The organism is Paenibacillus flagellatus, assembly GCF_003217775.1.
Classification (GTDB): Bacteria; Bacillota; Bacilli; order Paenibacillales; family NBRC-103111; genus Paenibacillus_AB; species Paenibacillus_AB flagellatus.
On the sequence record NZ_QJVJ01000014.1, the window covers coordinates 87026 to 106280 of the forward strand.

General features: G+C 52.7%; 20 protein-coding genes and 2 pseudogenes. All 22 read left to right on the forward strand.

Annotation, left to right across the window (positions count from 1 at the left end):
- Nucleotides 1-3: 3 nt before the first annotated feature.
- The 22 genes and pseudogenes from DLM86_RS26125 to DLM86_RS26230 all read left to right on the forward strand — a co-directional run bounded on the left by DLM86_RS26125 (nt 4) and on the right by DLM86_RS26230 (nt 19164).
- Nucleotides 4-717: a response regulator gene (locus DLM86_RS26125; RefSeq protein ID WP_110843014.1), complete on the forward strand. Its 714-nt coding sequence runs from the start codon at nt 4-6 to the stop codon at nt 715-717.
- A 184-nt stretch (nt 718-901) separates the two neighbouring features.
- Nucleotides 902-1312 (forward strand): hypothetical protein, encoded by a 411-nt coding sequence (locus DLM86_RS26130; RefSeq protein ID WP_110843015.1) that lies wholly within the window; start codon nt 902-904, stop codon nt 1310-1312.
- A gap of 31 nt (nt 1313-1343) precedes the next feature.
- Complete coding sequence (locus tag DLM86_RS26135) at nt 1344-3188, forward strand: ATP-dependent helicase ComFA (RefSeq protein ID WP_245954918.1); 1845 nt, start codon at nt 1344-1346, stop codon at nt 3186-3188.
- A gap of 46 nt (nt 3189-3234) precedes the next feature.
- Nucleotides 3235-3990, forward strand: a complete 756-nt coding sequence (locus DLM86_RS31820) for a ComFC family protein (protein WP_146250297.1) — start codon at nt 3235-3237, stop codon at nt 3988-3990.
- A gap of 68 nt (nt 3991-4058) precedes the next feature.
- Entirely contained in the window at nt 4059-4475 is a 417-nt protein-coding gene (locus DLM86_RS26145) for a TIGR03826 family flagellar region protein (protein ID WP_110843017.1), read from the forward strand.
- Nucleotides 4476-4573: 98 nt separating this feature from the next.
- Nucleotides 4574-4843, forward strand: coding sequence for a flagellar biosynthesis anti-sigma factor FlgM (flgM, locus tag DLM86_RS26150; protein ID WP_110843018.1), 270 nt, complete (start codon nt 4574-4576; stop codon nt 4841-4843).
- Nucleotides 4844-4874: 31 nt separating this feature from the next.
- A complete protein-coding gene (locus DLM86_RS26155; protein WP_110843019.1) occupies nt 4875-5363 on the forward strand; it encodes a flagellar protein FlgN in 489 nt (162 codons plus the stop codon).
- A gap of 42 nt (nt 5364-5405) precedes the next feature.
- Nucleotides 5406-6992, forward strand: a complete 1587-nt coding sequence (gene flgK / locus DLM86_RS26160; protein WP_110843020.1) for a flagellar hook-associated protein FlgK — start codon at nt 5406-5408, stop codon at nt 6990-6992.
- A gap of 50 nt (nt 6993-7042) precedes the next feature.
- Nucleotides 7043-7939 carry a flagellar hook-associated protein FlgL gene (flgL, locus tag DLM86_RS26165; RefSeq protein ID WP_110843021.1) on the forward strand — a complete coding sequence of 299 codons (897 nt, stop codon included), beginning with the start codon at nt 7043-7045 and terminating at the stop codon, nt 7937-7939.
- A 33-nt stretch (nt 7940-7972) separates the two neighbouring features.
- Nucleotides 7973-8545, forward strand: a complete 573-nt coding sequence (locus DLM86_RS26170) for a DUF6470 family protein (RefSeq protein WP_110843022.1) — start codon at nt 7973-7975, stop codon at nt 8543-8545.
- 81 nt (nt 8546-8626) lie between these two features.
- On the forward strand, nt 8627-9106 hold the full coding sequence (fliW, locus tag DLM86_RS26175; RefSeq protein ID WP_110843023.1) for a flagellar assembly protein FliW: 480 nt from the start codon (nt 8627-8629) through the stop codon (nt 9104-9106).
- Complete coding sequence (gene csrA / locus DLM86_RS26180; RefSeq protein WP_110843024.1) at nt 9087-9338, forward strand: carbon storage regulator CsrA; 252 nt, start codon at nt 9087-9089, stop codon at nt 9336-9338. The genes fliW and csrA overlap by 20 nt, the downstream gene beginning before the upstream one ends.
- Nucleotides 9339-9530: 192 nt before the next feature.
- A pseudogene (locus DLM86_RS33245) lies at nt 9531-9954 on the forward strand (flagellin N-terminal helical domain-containing protein); the annotation flags it as partial.
- 2201 nt (nt 9955-12155) lie between these two features.
- A pseudogene (locus DLM86_RS33250) lies at nt 12156-12410 on the forward strand (flagellin); the annotation flags it as partial.
- Between the two features lie 156 nt (nt 12411-12566).
- A complete protein-coding gene (fliB, locus tag DLM86_RS26195) occupies nt 12567-13811 on the forward strand; it encodes a flagellin lysine-N-methylase (RefSeq protein ID WP_110843025.1) in 1245 nt (414 codons plus the stop codon).
- A gap of 86 nt (nt 13812-13897) precedes the next feature.
- Nucleotides 13898-14248, forward strand: coding sequence for a flagellar protein FlaG (locus DLM86_RS26200; protein WP_110843026.1), 351 nt, complete (start codon nt 13898-13900; stop codon nt 14246-14248).
- Between the two features lie 42 nt (nt 14249-14290).
- Nucleotides 14291-15826 carry a flagellar filament capping protein FliD gene (fliD, locus tag DLM86_RS26205; RefSeq protein ID WP_110843027.1) on the forward strand — a complete coding sequence of 512 codons (1536 nt, stop codon included), beginning with the start codon at nt 14291-14293 and terminating at the stop codon, nt 15824-15826.
- A 23-nt stretch (nt 15827-15849) separates the two neighbouring features.
- Nucleotides 15850-16245 (forward strand): flagellar export chaperone FliS, encoded by a 396-nt coding sequence (fliS, locus tag DLM86_RS26210; protein ID WP_110843028.1) that lies wholly within the window; start codon nt 15850-15852, stop codon nt 16243-16245.
- Between the two features lie 22 nt (nt 16246-16267).
- Nucleotides 16268-16573: a hypothetical protein gene (locus tag DLM86_RS26215; protein ID WP_146250298.1), complete on the forward strand. Its 306-nt coding sequence runs from the start codon at nt 16268-16270 to the stop codon at nt 16571-16573.
- Nucleotides 16574-16921: 348 nt separating this feature from the next.
- Nucleotides 16922-17119, forward strand: a complete 198-nt coding sequence (locus DLM86_RS26220; protein WP_110843030.1) for a cold shock domain-containing protein — start codon at nt 16922-16924, stop codon at nt 17117-17119.
- Between the two features lie 302 nt (nt 17120-17421).
- Nucleotides 17422-17976: a ribosome hibernation-promoting factor, HPF/YfiA family gene (gene hpf / locus DLM86_RS26225; RefSeq protein ID WP_110843031.1), complete on the forward strand. Its 555-nt coding sequence runs from the start codon at nt 17422-17424 to the stop codon at nt 17974-17976.
- An 87-nt stretch (nt 17977-18063) separates the two neighbouring features.
- The gene (locus DLM86_RS26230) at nt 18064-19164 is read left to right on the forward strand and encodes a site-2 protease family protein (protein ID WP_110843032.1); all 1101 of its coding nucleotides are present in this window, start codon (nt 18064-18066) and stop codon (nt 19162-19164) included.
- Nucleotides 19165-19255: the final 91 nt, after the last annotated feature.

Sequence of the window (19255 nt, forward strand, 5' to 3'; positions counted from 1 at the left end):
CGTATGGAATTGAAACGCAATGTAAACATCGTGATCGCGGACGATCACCAGCTGTTGCGCGAAGGCGTCAAACGTATTTTGAATATGGAAAAAGACTTCGAAGTGGTCGGCGAATGCGGCGACGGGATCCAGGTCGTCGAGCTATGCAACGCGCTGCGTCCGGATGTCGTGCTCATGGACATCAACATGCCGATCGAGAACGGGGTCGTCGCGACGGAGCGGCTGAAAGATTTTTTCCCGGAGATCAAGGTTATCATCCTGTCGATCCATGATGACGAAAGCTACGTCTTCGAAACGCTGCGCAAGGGAGCTTCCGGCTACCTGCTCAAAGATATGGAGGCGGAGTCGCTCATCAATGCGATTCGGTCGGTCGTGGCGGGACACGCCTACATTCATCCGAAGGTGACCGGCAAGCTGATCAACCAGCTGCGCCGTATGACGTATCTCGATTCGTCCGGCATAGGCGGCGGCGACCAAAGCGCGAAGGAAGCCGGCGTCAAATATATCCATCAGCCGAACAGCCCGTTGACTCGGCGCGAAGCGGAAGTACTGCGGCTGCTGGCCGAGGGGAAAAGCAACAAGTCGATCGGCGAAATGCTCTTTATCAGCGAAAAGACGGTCAAAAACCACGTCAGCAGCATTTTGCAAAAGATGGAGGTCGAGGACCGGACGCAGGCGGTTATCATCGCGATCAAAAACGGTTGGGTGACGCTGTAAAAGGGGAGCGGCTTTTCCTTGCGGGGGACAAGATGGATAGTCACCGCAAAGCAGCATCGCGAATTCCATTCTTTTCGCGGGTTTGTTTCGTCGGTTTTACGTAGGATCTCGCCATATGGCGTCGATAGCGGAGGAACCATGGACATCATGGCGGCATATAATGGCGGTAAGGGAGGGAGCCGCTATGATTGTCGGGTTGCTGTCGATTATCGGCGCGTACGGACTCGCGATCGCCATCGTCCACTGGGGACGATTCCGGTTGCTGCGGACGGAAAGCAGCCGGAAGCCGATCCACTACGTGCTCATTACGCGAAACAATGCGATGCATATCGAATGGTACTTGCGTACGCTGTTATTCTTTTCCCGGTTGAAGGGCAGGGAGATTCGGATCGCGCTCTTGGACGAAAACTCCGAGGACGACACGCTGGCCATAGCGGAGCGGCTGGCCGAGTCGCGCGCGGATCATTTCGACATCATCGAATGGAACGAAGCGTCGCAGCTCGACCATCTCATCGCCAGATACGAGTCCGAAGAGGTCGTGCTTGTGAGGCTGAGCAACAAGACGGATATGCAGAACATTCCGCTTTTTCAATAGTAAACCGCTTACACGGGTTGGGGGGACTGGGGTGAGGGTCCGTTTATACGCCGCCGACATCGGCGGCCGGCTGGAATGGCGATTGAGCATCCATATCGAAACCGATTGCGCATACTGGTTCGAACAGTACGGCGGGAAAGCATCCCTCCATCTGTTGGAACCAGTTTTGTCTTTAGGGGAAGTTTCGACGCTGCTATCGGAGCTCGGGGGCGTAACGAGCCTGGAACAAGGGCTCCGGCGGATCCGGGCGGTTCTCTCGGAATACGAGATGGGAGCTGTGGTGCAGGGCTTGATCCCGGTTACATATCGCGATTATAAGACCGGAGGGGGTGGCACGCCGTCGGCACTCGTACTGCCGGTACTGCTGGAGATGGAGCGGCTGTTGGCCGGGCGCTGCTTGGGTAAGGAGGAACTGCTTTCCTGCTTGAGCCATCATGGGCTGGAGGCCGCTCAGGCGAACTGGACGAGCTATTTGCAGGCCGCGTATTTGCGAGGAAGGGTGCTGCTGCGGAACGGCGTGGAGAGCTCGCGCAAACGGCGTCATTTTTGGTCCAAGCCGGAACGGCGATTTCGCTGCCGGCGATGCGGTACCGGGCCGGAGAGGATGTACCGGAAGGCGTGTCTTTACTGTACGGGAGCGTGCGTGTACTGCGAGGAGTGCTTAACGATGGGACGGATGCAGTCTTGCTCGCTGCTCGTGTACGGCGGCACGGCGACGGACGGCACGGAGGTGGGCGGAGAGCGACGGGATGGTGCGAGACAAGAGGACGTTGCGCCGTTTATTGCCAAATGGGGGTTAAGCCCCGCCCAGACCGAAGCGGCTGCCGCCGGGCTTGAATACCTGAATGCGTATCGGGAGGGGAAGCCGGGACGGTTCATGATTTGGGCCGTAACCGGGGCGGGCAAGACGGAGATGATTTTTCCGTTCATTGACTTCGAGCTTCACCGTGGACGAAGGGTGGCGATCGCGACACCGCGTCGCGATGTCGTGCTCGAGCTGCAGCCGCGGCTGCGCAAAGCGTTCCCCGGGCGGACGGTCGTCACGCTGTACGGGGGCAGCGAGGAGCGGTGGGAGATCGGCGATATGACGCTCGCCACGACGCATCAGCTGCTGCGTTTCCATGAGAGCTTCGACCTCGTCATCGTCGACGAAATCGACGCGTTCCCGTATCACAATAACCCGATGCTGCAGTATGCGGCGGAGCGGGTATGCCGCCCCGGGGGCACGTTTATTCTGCTGTCGGCTACGCCGCCGACCGAGCTTGTCCGAGCGGCGGAGCGGGGGCGGCTCGCCCATGTAAAGGTACCGGTCCGGTATCACCGGCATCCGCTGCCGGTGCCCTGCAAGCTGGCGGTCCCTCCCTTGTCGAAGTGGAAGGGGGACATCCCGGCCAAGCTTCGCGCCGCCATTCGGCAATCCGTCGAGCGAGGCGCTCAATTATTCGTGTTCGTCCCTCGCATTCGCGACGTCGGGCCGGTAGCGGATGGATTGCGGCGTCATTTTCCCGGTGTTGCGATTGAAGGGACGTCTTCACAAGATCCGCTGCGCGCGGATAAGGTGGCGCGGTTTCGGGAAAGGGAAATCCGCCTGCTGGTAACGACGACGATTTTGGAGCGGGGCGTCACGGTGCCGAAGAGCGACGTCTTTATCGTCCAAGCGGACTCGTCTACGTTCGATTCGGCGGCGTTGGTACAGATGGCCGGAAGAGCAGGACGTTCCAAAGACGATCCGAACGGCAGGGTGTACTTCGCCGCCACGGAGCTGACGAATTCGCAGGCCCGGGCAATCCGGCAAATACGCGCCATGAACCGGTTGGCTAGGCGTAAGGGGTATTTATTATCCGAAAGGAAAGGGGAGGGGCAATCTACTGAATAGTACGCTACTCGGTTCGTAGAACAACGATTGGAAAAGAGGGATATTGATGATCAAAACGATGTGGACCAAACTGGTCCGTACGACCGAATCTTACTTGGGCGCGTCGGCTCGAGCTTGCCGGTATTGCGGCTTGGACGCCAATCGCAATACGGGGTCGGGACTCGGGCTGTGCCGCCGTTGCCACGATCGTGTTCCGTGGATTGACGCGATCCGGTGTCTACGCTGCGGACGTCCCGATTCGTGCCCGGATTGCGAGCGGCATAGTCATTCCGCGCTCTATGCAAGCCGCAGCGCCGTCCGTTACGACGAGCGGATGAAGGAGTGGCTGGCGGCATACAAATATCGCGGCAATGAAAGATTGCACGATTTGTTCGCGGATATGCTTCACCGCGCTTATAAGCGTCATGAAGCCGACTACACGCGAGAAGGGCCGATCCATTGGATTACCTTCGTGCCGGTCAGCGAACGCAAGTTGGAGGAGCGGGGATTTAACCAGGCGGCGCAGCTTGCGGGAAGCTGGGGCCGGTTGACCGGTATTCCGGTCGTTCCGCTGCTTCGGCGGAACCGCGATACGGTCAAGCAGAGCAGCAAAAACCGAATGGAGCGGCTGCGTGATTTGGAAGGTGCGTTCTCCGTCGACGAAGATGGATTGAATCGGATATTAAAAAAGTCCGGCCACCTTCCGATAAACATAGTAATCGTGGACGACGTCTATACGACCGGCAGTACGCTGAATCATTGTGCGCAAACGATCCGCGATCACATGGACGCGAACGTTTTCGGGCTTACGTGGGCGAGATAACCGGATAATATAAGGGCAACGACAACGGACCGGACGGTTTGGGGAATTATGGGGAAGAGGTGGATGCGATGAATTTGGCCAATTGTCCGCAATGCGGGAAAGTGTACGTGAAGAACAGCTACAACATTTGCCCGAGTTGCCTGAAAGAGCTGGAGGAGCAATACCGGAAGTGCGCCGATTATTTGCGCAAAAATCGCGGCTGCACGTTGAAAGAGCTGAGCGAAGGGACCGGGGTTTCCGTCAATTTGATCATCCGGTTCATCCGGGAAGGCCGCATCGCGGCGAAAGACGCCCCGAACGTACTCGTGCCCTGCGAAAGCTGTGGGGAGCCGGTTAAGGAAGGGCCGCTGTGCGCGAATTGCCGCAGCAAGCTGTCCAAAGATGTGCATAATATGCGTGAGGACGAGAAACGGAGAGCGGAATATAAATCTTCCTCGGGCGGCAGTACGTACATGAAAAACAGGGATAAGTTCGAGAAATCGTAAAATTGGCGTGGCGCTATAAAAAAACGATCGGTCCTGTCCGATAAAAGGTATAACAGGTTATCGGAACCGATCGTCAAGCGAAAGAGCAGGTGGTACCCATGAAGATCAACGGTATTCCCCGAGTCGGAGGAACGAACCCGTATTCGAGAAATGACGCGAAACCGTCGGAGCTGAAAGGCAAGCGCGGGCAGCAGAAGGACGAAGTGCAAATATCCACACAAGCGCACGAACTGCTCGTCGCGCAAGGAACGGCCGATGCGGATATGCGCAATAAGAAGGTCCAGGAGCTGAAGCAGTCGGTCCAGGCGGGAACGTATCACGTGGAAGCGTGGCAAATCGCGGAGAAGCTGTGGCCGTACGTGAAATAATGATGTTCGAGGGAGCGGGTGAACGACATCTATGGAAGCGATATTGCATGCGCTGGATCAACTGATCGAAGTTCACCGCGCGCTGCTCGAATGGAGCGAACGGAAGAAGGACGCCATCGTCCATAATCGGGTCGAGGAATTGACGCAAATTACGAATAAAGAGTCGAGGCTGGCGAAGCGGCTGGAGGAGCTCGAAGCGGAGCGCGTGGAAGCGGTGAACGCGTATATGCGTTCGAAGAACATGTACGTGACGGCCGCCATCTCGATCAGCACGCTGATCCGGTTCGTCGTGCGGATGGAAGACAAGCAGGCGCTGACCGAGCGCCAGCAAGAGCTGGTCCGGCTGATCGAAGAGCTGAAGCGGGCGAACGATACGAATCGTCAGTTGATTCAGCAATCGCTGGCGTTTATCAATTATTCGCTGGACTTGCTGGTCGGACCGGATGACGACGCGGTGTATCATCACCCGCAGCAGCAGCAGACGTACCAGCCGAACCGCATGTTCGACCGCAAGGCGTAACGGACTGTACGGGACTTCAGGACGAAGAGGGGAAGCGGCAAAATGAGATCTACATTCGGCGGTATCGAGATATCGAAGCGGAGCTTGTTCTCCCACCAGGCGGCGCTGACGACGACCGGCCACAACGTGGCGAACGCCAATACGAGAGGGTATTCCCGGCAGGTGGTCAACCTCGTCGCGGCCAAGCCGATGGAAGCGGTCGGCTTCATGCGCAGCGCCATCCCCGGCCAATCCGGCCAAGGGGTCGAGTTCACCTCGATTACGCGCATCCGGGAGAAGTTTCTCGACGGCCAGTACTATAACGAGAACAAGTCGCTCGGAGAATGGAGCGTCCGCAACGATACGCTCGAGAAGCTGGAAGCGATCATTAACGAGCCCACCGATACCGGCGTCCGGCAAGTCATCGAAAATTTCTGGAACGCTTGGCAGGAGCTGAGCAAAAATCCGGACAATCTGACGGCCCGATCCGTCGTGAAGGAAAGCGCCATCGCTTTGACCGACGCATTCAATCATACGGCGAAGCAGCTGAACGACTTGTCGGCGGACTTAACGGACAATATCAACGTCAAAGTGACGGAGATTAACACGACCGTTCAGCAAATCGCCAGATTGAACGAAGAAATTTTTAGGGTCGAGGGTTTGGGGAACGATGCGAACGATCTGCGGGACCAGCGAGACGTCCTTCTCGACGATTTGTCGAAGGTCATCAATGTGAACGTGACCGAAACGGACAGCGGCTACAATGTTCGCATGGGCGGCATTGAGCTGGTGAACGGCAGGGAAGTCTTGACCCAATTCGATGCACAAGCTTTAGAGGACGCTGGCGCGAACGGAGATTTATCCAGCGGAGAAGTATACGGGATGATCTTATCCCGCGACAGCTTCGTGGCGAGTTACCGAAACGAGCTGGATACGATGATCCGTTCGTTCGTGTCCGGCGATACGGAGGTGACACTCCCGAAGGGAGCGGTTATTCCGGCCGGAACGACGATCGGGGATAAAACCTATAATGGCTCGATTTTGGACAGGACGTTGGAGGAACCGCTCAAGACGACGATCAAGGGTTTCAACGGACTGCACAGCTTGGGCTATGCTTTGTCGAACGGTGAAGCGAAGCAGGGCGGCGTGTTTTTCGAAGCGCTCGACGGAGGCGACATCACCGCGGCGAACATCCGGGTGAATCCGGATATCGTGAATAATGTCGAGAACATCGCTTCAGCCATGCGGACGTATTTGGATCCGGCGGACAATAAAGTCAAGGTGGTTAAAGGCAATAACGATTTGGCTTTGCTGGCGGCCGGACTGCGATCGAACAAATTCGATTTCAGCTCCAACAGTCTGGAAGGGACGGTTGCGCTGAATAGCGGCACATTGGACGAATTTTTTCGCGCCGTGGTCGGCAAGCTCGGTGTACAAACCCAGGAAGCCACCCGGCAAGCGACGAATCAGAAAGTGCTGGTCGAGCAGGTAGAATCCCGCCGCCAATCGGTAAGTGGCGTATCCATGGACGAAGAGATGGCGAATATGATCAAGTTTCAACATGCCTACAATGCCGCCGCACGTGCGTTGACGGTGCAGGATGAAATTTTGGATAAGGTGATCAACGGCATGGGAGTCGTCGGCCGATAATCGGCGGCTCCCGCTTTTTATAACTTTCGTTTGGAACGGAGGCGCTACCCATGCCTTTTCGCGTGACACAGAACATGATGAATACGCAGCTGCTGCGAAACTTAAACAATAACATGGTGCGTTCGGAGATGTACCAGAACCAGCTGGCTACGGGGCGGCGAATCAACAAGCCTTCGGACGATCCCGTCGGAATCAGTTTCGCAATGCGATACCGGAGCGAGCTGTCCGCGAACGATCAGTATCAGGATAATGCCGATGGAGCCATTTCGTTTTTGACGTATACGGATACGATGATGGATCAGGCGGGCAGTGTCGTCCAGCGGCTTCGCGAACTGGCGGTCAACATGTCGAACGGGACGCACCCTCAGCAAAGCTTGGATATAGCCGCGCAGGAGGTTCAACAGCTGTACGAGCAAATGGTGGACATTGGGAATAGTCAGTTTAACGGCAAATACGTATTCAACGGGCAAAAAACGGATCTGAAGCCTTACACATTGGAAAAAGCTCAAGACGAGCCGTCGGACGACGGGATCATCCAATTCGAAATCGGTGCAGGCGTTCGAATTCCGATCAACGTAACGGGCAATAAAGTGTTCGGCTTGCCGACGGATGAGGACAATATGTACCGCATCATGAACGAATTTACCGAAGCGTTGAAAACCGGCAATTTCGACGGCATTAATTCCGCGATCGGCAAAATCGATTCGCGCATGACGAAAATGCTCGACGTCCGTTCCGATATCGGCGCCAAAACAAACCGTGTAGAGCTTGCATCAGAGCGGCTTAAGGATATTTCGTTGAACGTATCGGAGCTGCAGTCCAAGACGGAGGACGCCGATATGTCCATCGTCATTACGAACTTGAAAATGAACGAGAACGTCTACCAGGCGTCGTTATCGGCGGGCTCCAAGCTGATCCAACCGAGTTTGGTCGACTTTCTGAAGTAAGGATAGGTTTGAAACGCTAGGAGTGAATCGTCGATGCCGTCCATCCCGCAAATTCAAATTTCCCAGCAATATGCCCGGATCGGCATCGACGCGGATTTGGGGCGCTATGAGATGAAGCAGCCTAGGCCTACGTTCGAACTGGAACAGCCGCAAGCGACGATGGAGATGAGGCAGCCGCTAGGGGAGCTCGAAATCGATCAGAGCAAGGCTTGGGATGCTTTAGGACGGGCCAATATATTGGTCGTCATGAATCGGATCTATAGCCAAGCGCGCGACATCGCGTTGCAGGGCATTGCCAAAATCGTCGAAGACGGGAACCGAATGGCCGCGATCAACAAAACAAGTGCGGACGCCATCCCGGAACTCGCGAGCGACGTAACCGTAAGCTTCCCCGACTTTCAATATGCGGGCGAGGCCGCTTTCGACAATGTCGATATTCAGTATACGGCGCGAAAGCCGGAGGTCCGGATTACGCCGGGACAAATCAAATTGAATACGCATCCCAATCCTCCCGAAGTGGAATACTTCCGGGGGAAGTTGGATATTTACATGCAGCAGTACAACAAGGTGGAGATTACGCCGCCTGCAATTGATATAAGAGCATAAGAACGATTAAACTGACTATAGGTGATTCGTCTATAGTTTTTTTGTTGTCGTCGAACATAAGTAAGAGAGGATAGGGTACTGATGATCATTCAAACGTTGCAGTTTGGCGAGCTAGAGGTGCAGCCGGAAAGCGTCATTTCGTTCGAGCATGGGCTTCCCGGGTTCGAGAGTCTTCATCGATTTACGGTCGTAACGCCGGACCCGGAGGTTCCGTTTTCGTTCCTGCAGTCGGTGGATGACGGAGACGTCGCATTCGTGTTGACGAATCCGTTCCTGTTCTATCCGGATTATGAGTTCGATATTCCGGAGGAGGTGCGGCAGCAGCTTCGAATTGGTCAAGAGAACGACGTAGCCGTCTGGTCGATCGTATCGATTCGAGACGATTTGGCGACATCCTCTTTGAACTTGCTCGCCCCCCTTCTTATTAACGTAAAGGAACGACTCGGAAGGCAATGTATTTTGCACGGCAGCGGGTATACGACCAAGCACCCTTTATCGGCACGAGCGGATACCGATACGACGGCGGAAGTAGGTGAAGCGCATGCTCGTATTGACTCGTAAGAAGGGCGAATCGATTATGATCGGGGACGATGTAGAAGTTGTCGTACTCGGAACGGAAGGCGATTCGGTCCGTATCGGGATCAAAGCGCCGAAGCAAGTGCAAGTGTATCGGAGCGAAATATACGAAATGATTCAGGAGTCCAACCGGGAAGCGACAAAATCCGTGCTCCATGTCAATAAACTTAGCCATTGGATGAAGAAACAGGAGATAAACGGAGATAACAATAGGTAGTGCGCCAATTTGCAAGGTATGAGGCCGATATTATCGACATATCGGCTTTTTTTGCGTCAATTTTCGATCAAACAATATCCGACTTTTGTCCGATATAGTATTCAGGCGCTGTTATTGTCTGGGCGGCCGACCTGGCAAGCAGAACGTCGACTCCCACAAGGATGTGGGTACATATTCAAGGAGGAATGGGCAATGAGAATTAATCACAACATTGCGTCTCTGAACACGCACCGTCAGATGACGAACAACACGTCCGCAACGGGCAAAGCGTTGGAGAAACTGTCTTCCGGTCTGCGGATCAACCGCGCGGGCGACGACGCGGCAGGTCTCGCGATCTCCGAGAAAATGCGCGGACAAATCCGCGGTCTCGAGCAAGCAAGCCGCAACGCGCAAGACTCCATCTCGCTCATCCAAACGGCTGAAGGCGCGCTGAGCACGACGCACAACATCCTGCAACGTATGCGCGAACTGGCTGTCCAAGCGGCGAACAGCACGTCGACCGACGCCGACCGCGCGGAGCTTCAAAAAGAAGTTTCCCAGCTGAAATCCGAAGTAGACCGGATAGCCAGCACGACCGAGTTCAACACGAAGAAGCTGTTGAACGGTAGCCTGTCGGCCGCGAAAACGGCTCAAGGAACGGTTGCGAACAGCAATAAGTTCGATGTAGCTGACACGCTTGGCACGGGTGGTACCATCACTGGCGGTACAACCGTACCTACAAGCACGGCAACTGCAGGCGTCAGCGGGACCGGCGCAAATTCGTTGGCCGGTGCTGAGCTGGCTGACAGAACGATTATTCAAACTGGTGTAAACGATCAGTTCCAAATTACAATTAACGGCAATGCAGCACAAACCGTAACCATTGCACCAAGTTCTACGACCGGTTACACAAAACAACAGTTTGTAGACGCTTTGAATGCTGCAGTGAAGTCGACACTTGGTACTAGCGCTACGGAATTCAACAGCGCTTCGTTCTCGCTCGAGAATGGCAAGTTGAAAGTCACGACTTCTGCTACTGGTGCCAATACTTCGATTTCCCTTTCGGCTCCGGCTGGCGCGGCAGCTCAGCAATCCGCTTTGTCGGCAATGGGCTTTGATAACAAAGCAGTAACAATTGGTGGCACAGTCGATCATTCGGGTGGGTTTACGGTAGGTGCCGTAACTGAAGTTCAGTTTGCGATCGGGATTGGTGCAAACTCTGCTGCCGGCGCTGGCACAGCTGTTAATATCGACCTTACCACGGATGCAAGCGTTGCAACTCGTCTGGCTGTCGGACAAACGTATACGCTTAACCAATTGAAAGATGCTCTTCAAAGTGCACTGGACAATAAATTGGGAACGGGCGCTGTTTCCGTAAGTGATACAAACGGCAAGATTACGTTGACCAACAACACAGGTTCGAAAGTGTTTACTGTAGAAACAAGCACAGCAGCTGGTGCTACTGGTGAAGTTAACATTTTCGGATCGGCTCTTACGGCAGCTACGGTAGTTCAAGCTTCTAACGTCGCTGGTGCTGGTACAAACTCGACAATGGAAGTTAAAGCCGGAACGGTTATTTCTAAAGGCGCCAACGACACCCTTAGCATCAGTGTTGACGGCGGAGCGGCTAAAGAAATCACTTTGGCAGCTGGACGGTACGCCACCCAGCAAGATTTGGTTACGGAAGTGAACAACCAAATCAATGCCGATAAAGATTTGGTAGGCAAAGTAAAAGCTCAGTTGAATGGCGATAAAGTGGAGTTTGTTTCCACTTCTACTGGTACTTCTTCTACCGTAAAAGTTGAAGACCCGACGATTAAAGCTCAAAGTGCTCTGGGTGCGCTCGGATACTCCGGTTTTGCTAGCCAGCTTACGGCTATAGCGGGAAGTGCACCGGATATCAAAAATGGTGTGGACCTTGTAACTACGGCAACGGACAGAAAGTTCGACGTAACTTTGGGTAACAAGACAGTTACAATTGATCTGACTGACGAACTGGGAATTAACTCTACAAACGTAGGGTTGTCCGACAACTCTTCCCGCGATGCCATTGTGAAAGCAATCCAAAACCAACTGAACAAACACTTTGGAGACAATGCGATTACGGTAAGTACGAAAGCTGTAGACGCGGGTGAAGAGAATCTGGTTCTGACCTCCAATGCGCGTGGTTCTGCTCTGAAAGTTGTGAATGGGGCAAGCGGTACCGGTGCAACTGCATTGTTTGGCGCAGCAGCTGGTCCTCTGAATGGTGTTACGGCTGCTGTTAGTGCAACTGTAGCTAACGTAGAGAAAGCCGGTACGGATGCAGTTGACAACAAGCTCGATACTACTACTTTGTTGACCGGTTTGACTGACGTTGACGGTAATAAACTTGGCGTCTCTGCCGGCAATGTGATCAAGATTACCGGAACGCAAAACGGAAAAGGATTTGAAACGTCCGTTAATGTTACGGAAACTTCGACTGTGAGCGACATCATGAACGCTCTCCGTAGCTTGGATGCTTTCAAAGGCGCTACCGTTTCTTTGGATGAGACTACGGGTCAATTCCAGATCAGTGGTGCAAAAGGTTTGACAAACGACATCTCGAACCTTTCGTTCTCGGCTCAAAAATCCGCTACCGATACTACAAAAGTAGCTGACTTCAACAAGATCTTCGGTTCGATGAACGAAACTCAAAAAGCCCAAAATGCAGCATCGGATAGCTCGTTGAGCATGCAAATTGGCGCCAACGAAGGTCAAACTTTGAACGTAGACATCAACGATATGGGCGCACAAGCTCTCCGTATTCAAGACGTTGACGTTTCTTCGTCCAAGGGAGCGCAAACAGCTATCAGCGTAATCAATAACGCGCTTGAGATTGTATCCGCTGAGCGTTCCAAGCTCGGTGCTTACCAAAACCGCTTGGAGCACACCATCAACAACTTGGGAACCTCTGCAGAAAACTTGACGGCTTCCGAGTCCCGGATCCGCGATGTCGACATGGCGAAAGAAATGATGGAGTTCACGAAGAACAACATTCTTTCCCAAGCGGCTCAAGCGATGTTGGCTCAAGCCAATCAGCAACCTCAAGGCGTCCTCCAATTGCTGCGTTAATTCTAATTCGCTTCACCAAGCTTCCTGGTATGCGTTCACGCGTACCGGGAGGCTTTTTTTGTTATATGTTTCTGTATCCGCTATCTACATATTAGCTCGAATCGTGCCGATATAAAGAGTAGGCACTTAGTACAAATGACGGAGGAGACACGACTCATGGCCAAAAAGCAAATGATGCTTGTGCCAAGTTACATGCGACAGTTTCGATGCATCGGATCGGACTGTGAAGATACGTGCTGTGCGGGTTGGAAAGTGGATTTGGATAGAGAAACATATAAAAAGTACAATGTGATTCGCGAGCCCGAACTAAAAAAAGTGGTAGATAAAAGTGTTACTCGGGTTCGGTCCAATCCGACCAACGAGCGATTTGCTAAAATCAAAATCGATCAGAACAATAATTCTTGTCCTTTCTTGAGTGCGGAAAGACTATGTTCCCTTCAGCTTCATTATGGAGAATCCTACCTTTCAAATACGTGCGCTTCCTTTCCGAGGGTGACGAACTTTGTCAATGACGTTATGGAACGTTCAGCCACCATGTCTTGTCCGGAAGCGGCACGTTTGGCGCTTCTTAATAAGGATGGGATCGAATTTGATGAAATTGAAGAAGAAGTGCTGGGAAAGTCGCTCCTTCATAAGAGATTGACCTTCAGCTCCCCCGCAACCAAAACGAAGCCGGAGCAATTTTTTTGGGAAATACGCATCTTTACGATTCAGATCTTGCAAAATCGCAAATATTCGGTGGCTGACCGGCTTGTCCTGTTAGGTATGTTCTATCAGAAGTTAAATGAATGTATTGAAACCAAACAGCTACATATGATTGAAGAGACTATCGCTACGTTTGCGGTATGGATCGAAGACAATGCATTAGCAGAAACTTTGCGAGATATTCCATCCAATACCGCTATTCAGATGGAACTGCTGAAGGAGTTGGCTGATGAGCGCTTTTTTGCAGGAATTAACAGCCAACGATATTTTGACTCGTTCGCAACATTTCTGAGCGGCATCGAGTACACATTGACCGATCCGGTAGAAGAGATCGCAATCCGCTACCAGGATGCGTATGAAAATTACTACAAGCCCTTTATGCAGGACAAAGAATATATTTTAGAAAACTATTTGGTCAATTATGTTTACAAAAACTTGCTTCCGTTCGGTACCTATAAAACCGTATACGATGAATTCGTGATGCTCGTACTCCACTATGCATTGATCAAAATGAACCTGATCGGGATTTCTCGTTTTTATAAAGAAGAATTCTCAATCGATCATATCATCACTTTGATTCAGTCGTTCTCGAAGACGGTCGAGCACAATAACGTGTACCTAAACCACGCGCATAAGCTGCTCGTACAAAACGGATACACAACCATGGCCTACATGGCCATACTGATCAAAAACTGATCGCTATGCAGTAAAATAATTCTAACAATTATTCGACATCTCTCCGATATATACGATATAGGAATGTCTATACGGAGGGATTTTCGATGGAAAATCAACCAGTAGGGGTAAGCTACCCCCGAATCCCGCCCAATGGAAGCGAAGTCGTCAGCACGATCCACACCACACAGGAGCTCAAGAGGGCGGAAGTTCAAGGCGAACATATTACGATCAGCGAGGAGCAATTAATCCGCGCGATCGACAAGGCGGTCAAAGCGGTTCAAGGTACGGCTACCGTACTTGATTTTTCGGTTCATAAAAGCACGAATCAAATCATGGTCAAGGTGCTCGAACGCGATACGGGACGAGTCATTCGCGAAATACCGCCGGAGAAAATGCTCGATTTCGTAGCGAAGCTGTGCGAAATGGCCGGTATTCTTGTCGACAAGAAGCTGTAGCACCTCGGATTTACGCAGTATAACGGGAGCGGGTGAAACGCAATGCCATTACGGATAGCCGGTTTGAGCGGCTTCGATGTGGACAACACGGTCAAAGAGCTGATGAAGGCTCATCGTGCTTCGTACGACAAACTCGACCAAAGGAAACAGACTTACGAGTGGTCCCGAGATGCATACCGGGACGTGAATTTGAAAATTACGGATTACCGGAACAACAAACTGTTCAACTTCAAGCTCGAAGGCACTTTTAACAAAAAGGACGTTACGATATCCGGCGATACCGAGGCCGTCAGCGCCAAAGCGACGGCGGGTGCCCTGAACGGCAATATTACCATATCCGTGCAGCAGCTTGCGGAGGCGGCGTCCAACTACAGCACGAGCGAAGTGACGAAGGACGGGTTCGATCTTACGAAACCGCTGACCGAGCAGATGGATAAATTGGCGCACGGTACTCCTCTCGCGGCAACCTACAAATTTAGAATCAACGGCAGCGAAGATATCGTCGTCGATCCGACTAAAGATTCCATGAACGACATCATCGCCCGCATCAACCAGAGCAGCAACGTAACGGCGTTTTACGATGAAGGCAAGAAAGTCGTATCCTTCATGGCTAAGCAGACGGGATTGACGAACGGTGCCGACGGCAAGGGCGATAAGATCGTCTTCGAGGACAAGCAAGGGAATTTTCTTAACACGATTATGCAAGTAGCGACGGACAGCGCGAACAAGAAAACGGCCCAAGACGCGAAGGTCAAAATCAACGGTCTGGAAACGACCCGTACGAGCAACAATTTTACGGTAAACGGGATCGAAATATCGTTGAAGAAGGCAGGCGGCACGGCTGCGACGATCGAACCGAAAACGAAGACGGACGAGATCCTGGAATCGATCAAAACGTTCGTTTCCGACTATAACGATTTTTTAAAGTCGGTACAGGATAAAGTGACGGAGCAGCGGGATCGGGACTTCGAGCCGCTTACAAGCGAACAGCGGGAAGCGATGAGCGAGAAGCAGATCGAAAAGTGGGAGGAAAGAGCGAAGAAAGGTTTGCTTCGCAACGATCCTATCTTGTCGAAAATTATCTCCAATATGCGGATGGCCGTAACCGCCGAAGTGGATACCGGTAACAAGGATATCCGTTCGTTGGCCATGATCGGCATCGATACCGGCGAATATTTCGAGAACGGCAAACTCGTCATCAAAGATGAAGAGAAGCTTCGGTCCGCAATCGAGAGCGATCCGTTGGCCGTTCAGGCTCTGTTTACGCAAAATGCGGAAGAAGGCAGAGACGGCTCCGAGGTTGGCATCGCCGAGCGCATGTATGCGAAGCTGAAGGAAGGCTTGGATGAATTGGTGACAAAGGCCGGCATCCCGAATACATCCGTCTTCGACCAAAGCACAGTCAGCACGCAAATTACCCAAGTCAATAAACAGCTGGATCAGATGGAACGGAAGCTGAGGACGTTAGAAGATAACTATTATAAGAAGTTCGCGGCGATGGAGGCGGCTCTTAACCGTTATAATTCCCAATCGGCTTATTTGGCTAATGCGTTTGGCGGCGGCGGTAGCGCTCAGTGAGTAAGGGATAAGGAGGAACAACCATGATTCAATCGCAGCCGAATAAGTATTTGGAAAATTCCATTCAGACGGCTTCCCCGGCTCAATTGCTCGTCATGCTGTGCGACGGCGGAATTCGGTTTTGCAAGCTCGCCATCGACGATATTCGCAAGAACGATCTGGGTGCGGCGCATGAGCATATTTTTAAAGCGCAGGATATCGTCAGCGAATTTGTCATTACTTTGGACCAAACCGCCCCGATCGCCAACGATTTGCTTCGGATTTACGACTATATGATCTATAGGCTGATCCATGCGAATACGAAAAAAGATATCGAAGCGCTTGAAGAAGTGATGGGGTTCTTGAAGGAATTGAAGGAAACGTGGGTTCAAGCGGCCAAGCTGATCAGTGCCCAGCGAAGCGGCGTTCCGAATGGATAATTGGATTCGGGAGCTGGAGTCGATGACCGAGCGGATGCTGGCCGGGATCGCAACCGCTTCGCAAGAAGAGCTCGAGCTGTTCATCGACCAGCGGGACGCCATTGTCGAACAAATTCGTCAGTCGATATTGTCCGGCGGAACCGTAGAGCCATACCGTGAACGGATAGCCGCCGTATTGAAAGCCGACCCGCTAGTCCAGAAGCGGGTAGAAGACATTCAACGGGAAAACCAGCAAGGAATCGCTAAAATGAACCAGGCCAAGAAGCAAAAGTCGTTGTATGATGCCGACTACGCAATCGATGGGTTCCTGTTCGATAAACGCAAATGAGGGTGTGGGACATCGCATACATACATGCGGTGTTTTTTCTTTTTCCATCCGCCCTTTTCAAATAAATTTGTTCTTTTCGATCCCCAGATTTTCCAGCCCCTCCTGTGCATAAGTGCACAACTCCCTTGTGGACAATGTGCATAACTCTGTGAATAACTAATGAAAACAAGCTTTCATGATGTTGACGTTTTGTAAATAGCCAAATTTTCGCGCAATTCTTGCTTGCGAAACTTGGTTGGGGCTGGAAATTCGCGAGAGCGCATTCACGTTGACATTAAGCGGGCCGGATGGTATAGTCAGGATGTGGGCTAGACTCACAGTCATTTGAAGACGAAGGGAATGTTTTGCATGCAAGGTAAAGTGAAATGGTTTAACGCAGAAAAAGGCTATGGCTTCATCGAGCGCGAAGACGGCGGAGACGTATTCGTACACTTCTCGGCTATCCAATCGGAAGGCTTCAAAACCCTCGAAGAAGGTCAAGCCGTAGAATTCGACATCGTGGAAGGCGCACGCGGTCCGCAAGCAGCTAACGTCGTTAAATTATAATCAACACGGCTGCACAGCCGCGATTGAATATATACGCTAGCAGCGAAGGCGCCCCGGTACAACCGGGGTGTCTTTTTTGTGTGGATTTCCGGCTGTGGCGATTGCGTTTTATTTAAATTTCAGAATTGTATAAACATTTTGAATTATTGTAAAGTTTTTTTGAACTGACCCGCCCAATATGATATAGTGAAGGTAGAAAAACCGCTTCGGCGGTTTCCTCTGGCAAAGGTTTTCCCGGCTTGTCGCCGGCCGGCGCGGGAGGGAGAAGCTCTTTGCCTGAATTTGAAAGGAGCTGTGGAACAATGAACTTTGCCATTCGCGGTCAGAACTTGCTGCTCACCGATGCGCTCAAAGATTACGCATCCAAGAAGATCGGAAGACTGGAAAGGTACTTCGAAGCTCCTCCTACCGCCGACGTGCATATCACGCTCAGCGTAGCGAAAAATATGCAGACGGTCGAGGTGACGATTCCTCTGCCGGGCGTCCTGCTCCGAGCCGAGGAACGAAGCGAGGACATGTACGCTTCCATCGACCTGGTGGCGGAGAAGCTGGAACGGCAAATCCGCAAGCACAAGACGAAAGCGAACCGGAAATTCCGGCACGACGGCATCCGCTCATTGTTCAGCGATAGTTATGACAGCTCTACGGCAGTACGGTATCTCGACGAAGAGGACGACGATCTCGAACTGGTACGCACGAAGCGCTTCAACTTGAAGCCGATGGACGTGGAAGAAGCGATTTTGCAAATGAATATGGTCGGCCACAGCTTCTTCGTCTTCGCCAACGCCGATTCCAAGCAGGTGAACGTCGTTTACCGCCGGAACGACGGCAAGTACGGCTTGATCGAACCGAATTAATCGACGGCGCCATCCGCCCCGACAAGCTTGATCCCGAAACGGATCAAGCTTTTTTGCGTAGTAGTAAGAGCAAGGAGGGGGTTGCGGTTGGACAACGCGAACAACAACAAACCGATTCAAAAAAACGGACGATGGCTGCTCGGGGCCGTAGGGGTGTTTTTGCTGACGAAGGCGAAATCGATACTCGCCCTGCTCAAGTTCAGCAAATTCGGCTCGGCTTTTCTCAGCATGCTGTTGACGATAGGGGCGTACACGATCGTTTACCCGTTTCAGGTGGCGATCGGATTGGTCGTCATGCTGCTCGTTCACGAGATGGGACACGTGTTGGCGGCCAAGCGCAAAGGGGTGCCCGCGAGCGCGCCGTATTTTATCCCGTTTCTAGGTGCGGCGATCCTGTTGAAGCGCAACCCCCGGGATGCGGAGACGGAGGCGTATATCGGCATCGGCGGGCCGCTGCTCGGGACGATCGGAGCGGGCGTTGCGTTCGTCATCGGCTGGCTCGGCTTACAGGCGGACGGCGGAGCCGGCTGGTACGTCTGGATCGTCATCGCGAAAATCGGGTTCATCCTCAACCTGTTCAATTTGCTGCCGATGAAGCCGTTGGACGGAGGACGGATCGCGTCGGCGGTCAGCCGCTGGCTATGGGCGGTCGGTCTGATCGGCGGGGCGGTGGCGATTATTTGGTTTCACGCATGGATTTTGATCTTGTTCTGGGCGTTGTTCGCCTACGATTTATATAAGAAGTATATTCGCCGCGCCAAGAAGGATCCGCACTGGCGGATGATAAGATGGGAGACGCCGCTTGCGCCGCTGCTCGAGGCGGGATACTTCATCCCGGGCGAAGAGCATAAGCGGGAGCTGCCGTTTACGACGAGCAGCACGCTGGACGGGGTGCAATCGATAACGGTCCGATGGGACGGACTCGGTCTGGACCATACGTTCGAGTTGGCGGACCAGCAGCTGATCGAGAAAGTCCAAGTCGGCCGCATCGAGAGACAGACGGACGGGGAGGAGCCGAAGCTTATCATATTTCTCATGGTGCAGGGTCATACTCATGAAAGCGATGTGTATTACGACGTACCGGCGAAGACCAGGCTCGGATTCGGGCTCGCTTATTTCGGCCTAGCCGCTTTCCTGATCGGTATGCTCGGCTGGATCGGGACGATGAAGGTGCCTCCGGTCGGTTAATCGGAGGGCTACCCTCCGGCTTCCGGAGACGGCTGGAACAAGCCGATTGTTGCGGCGGGTCCCGCAAACTGTTACAATTTATGCAAACCAC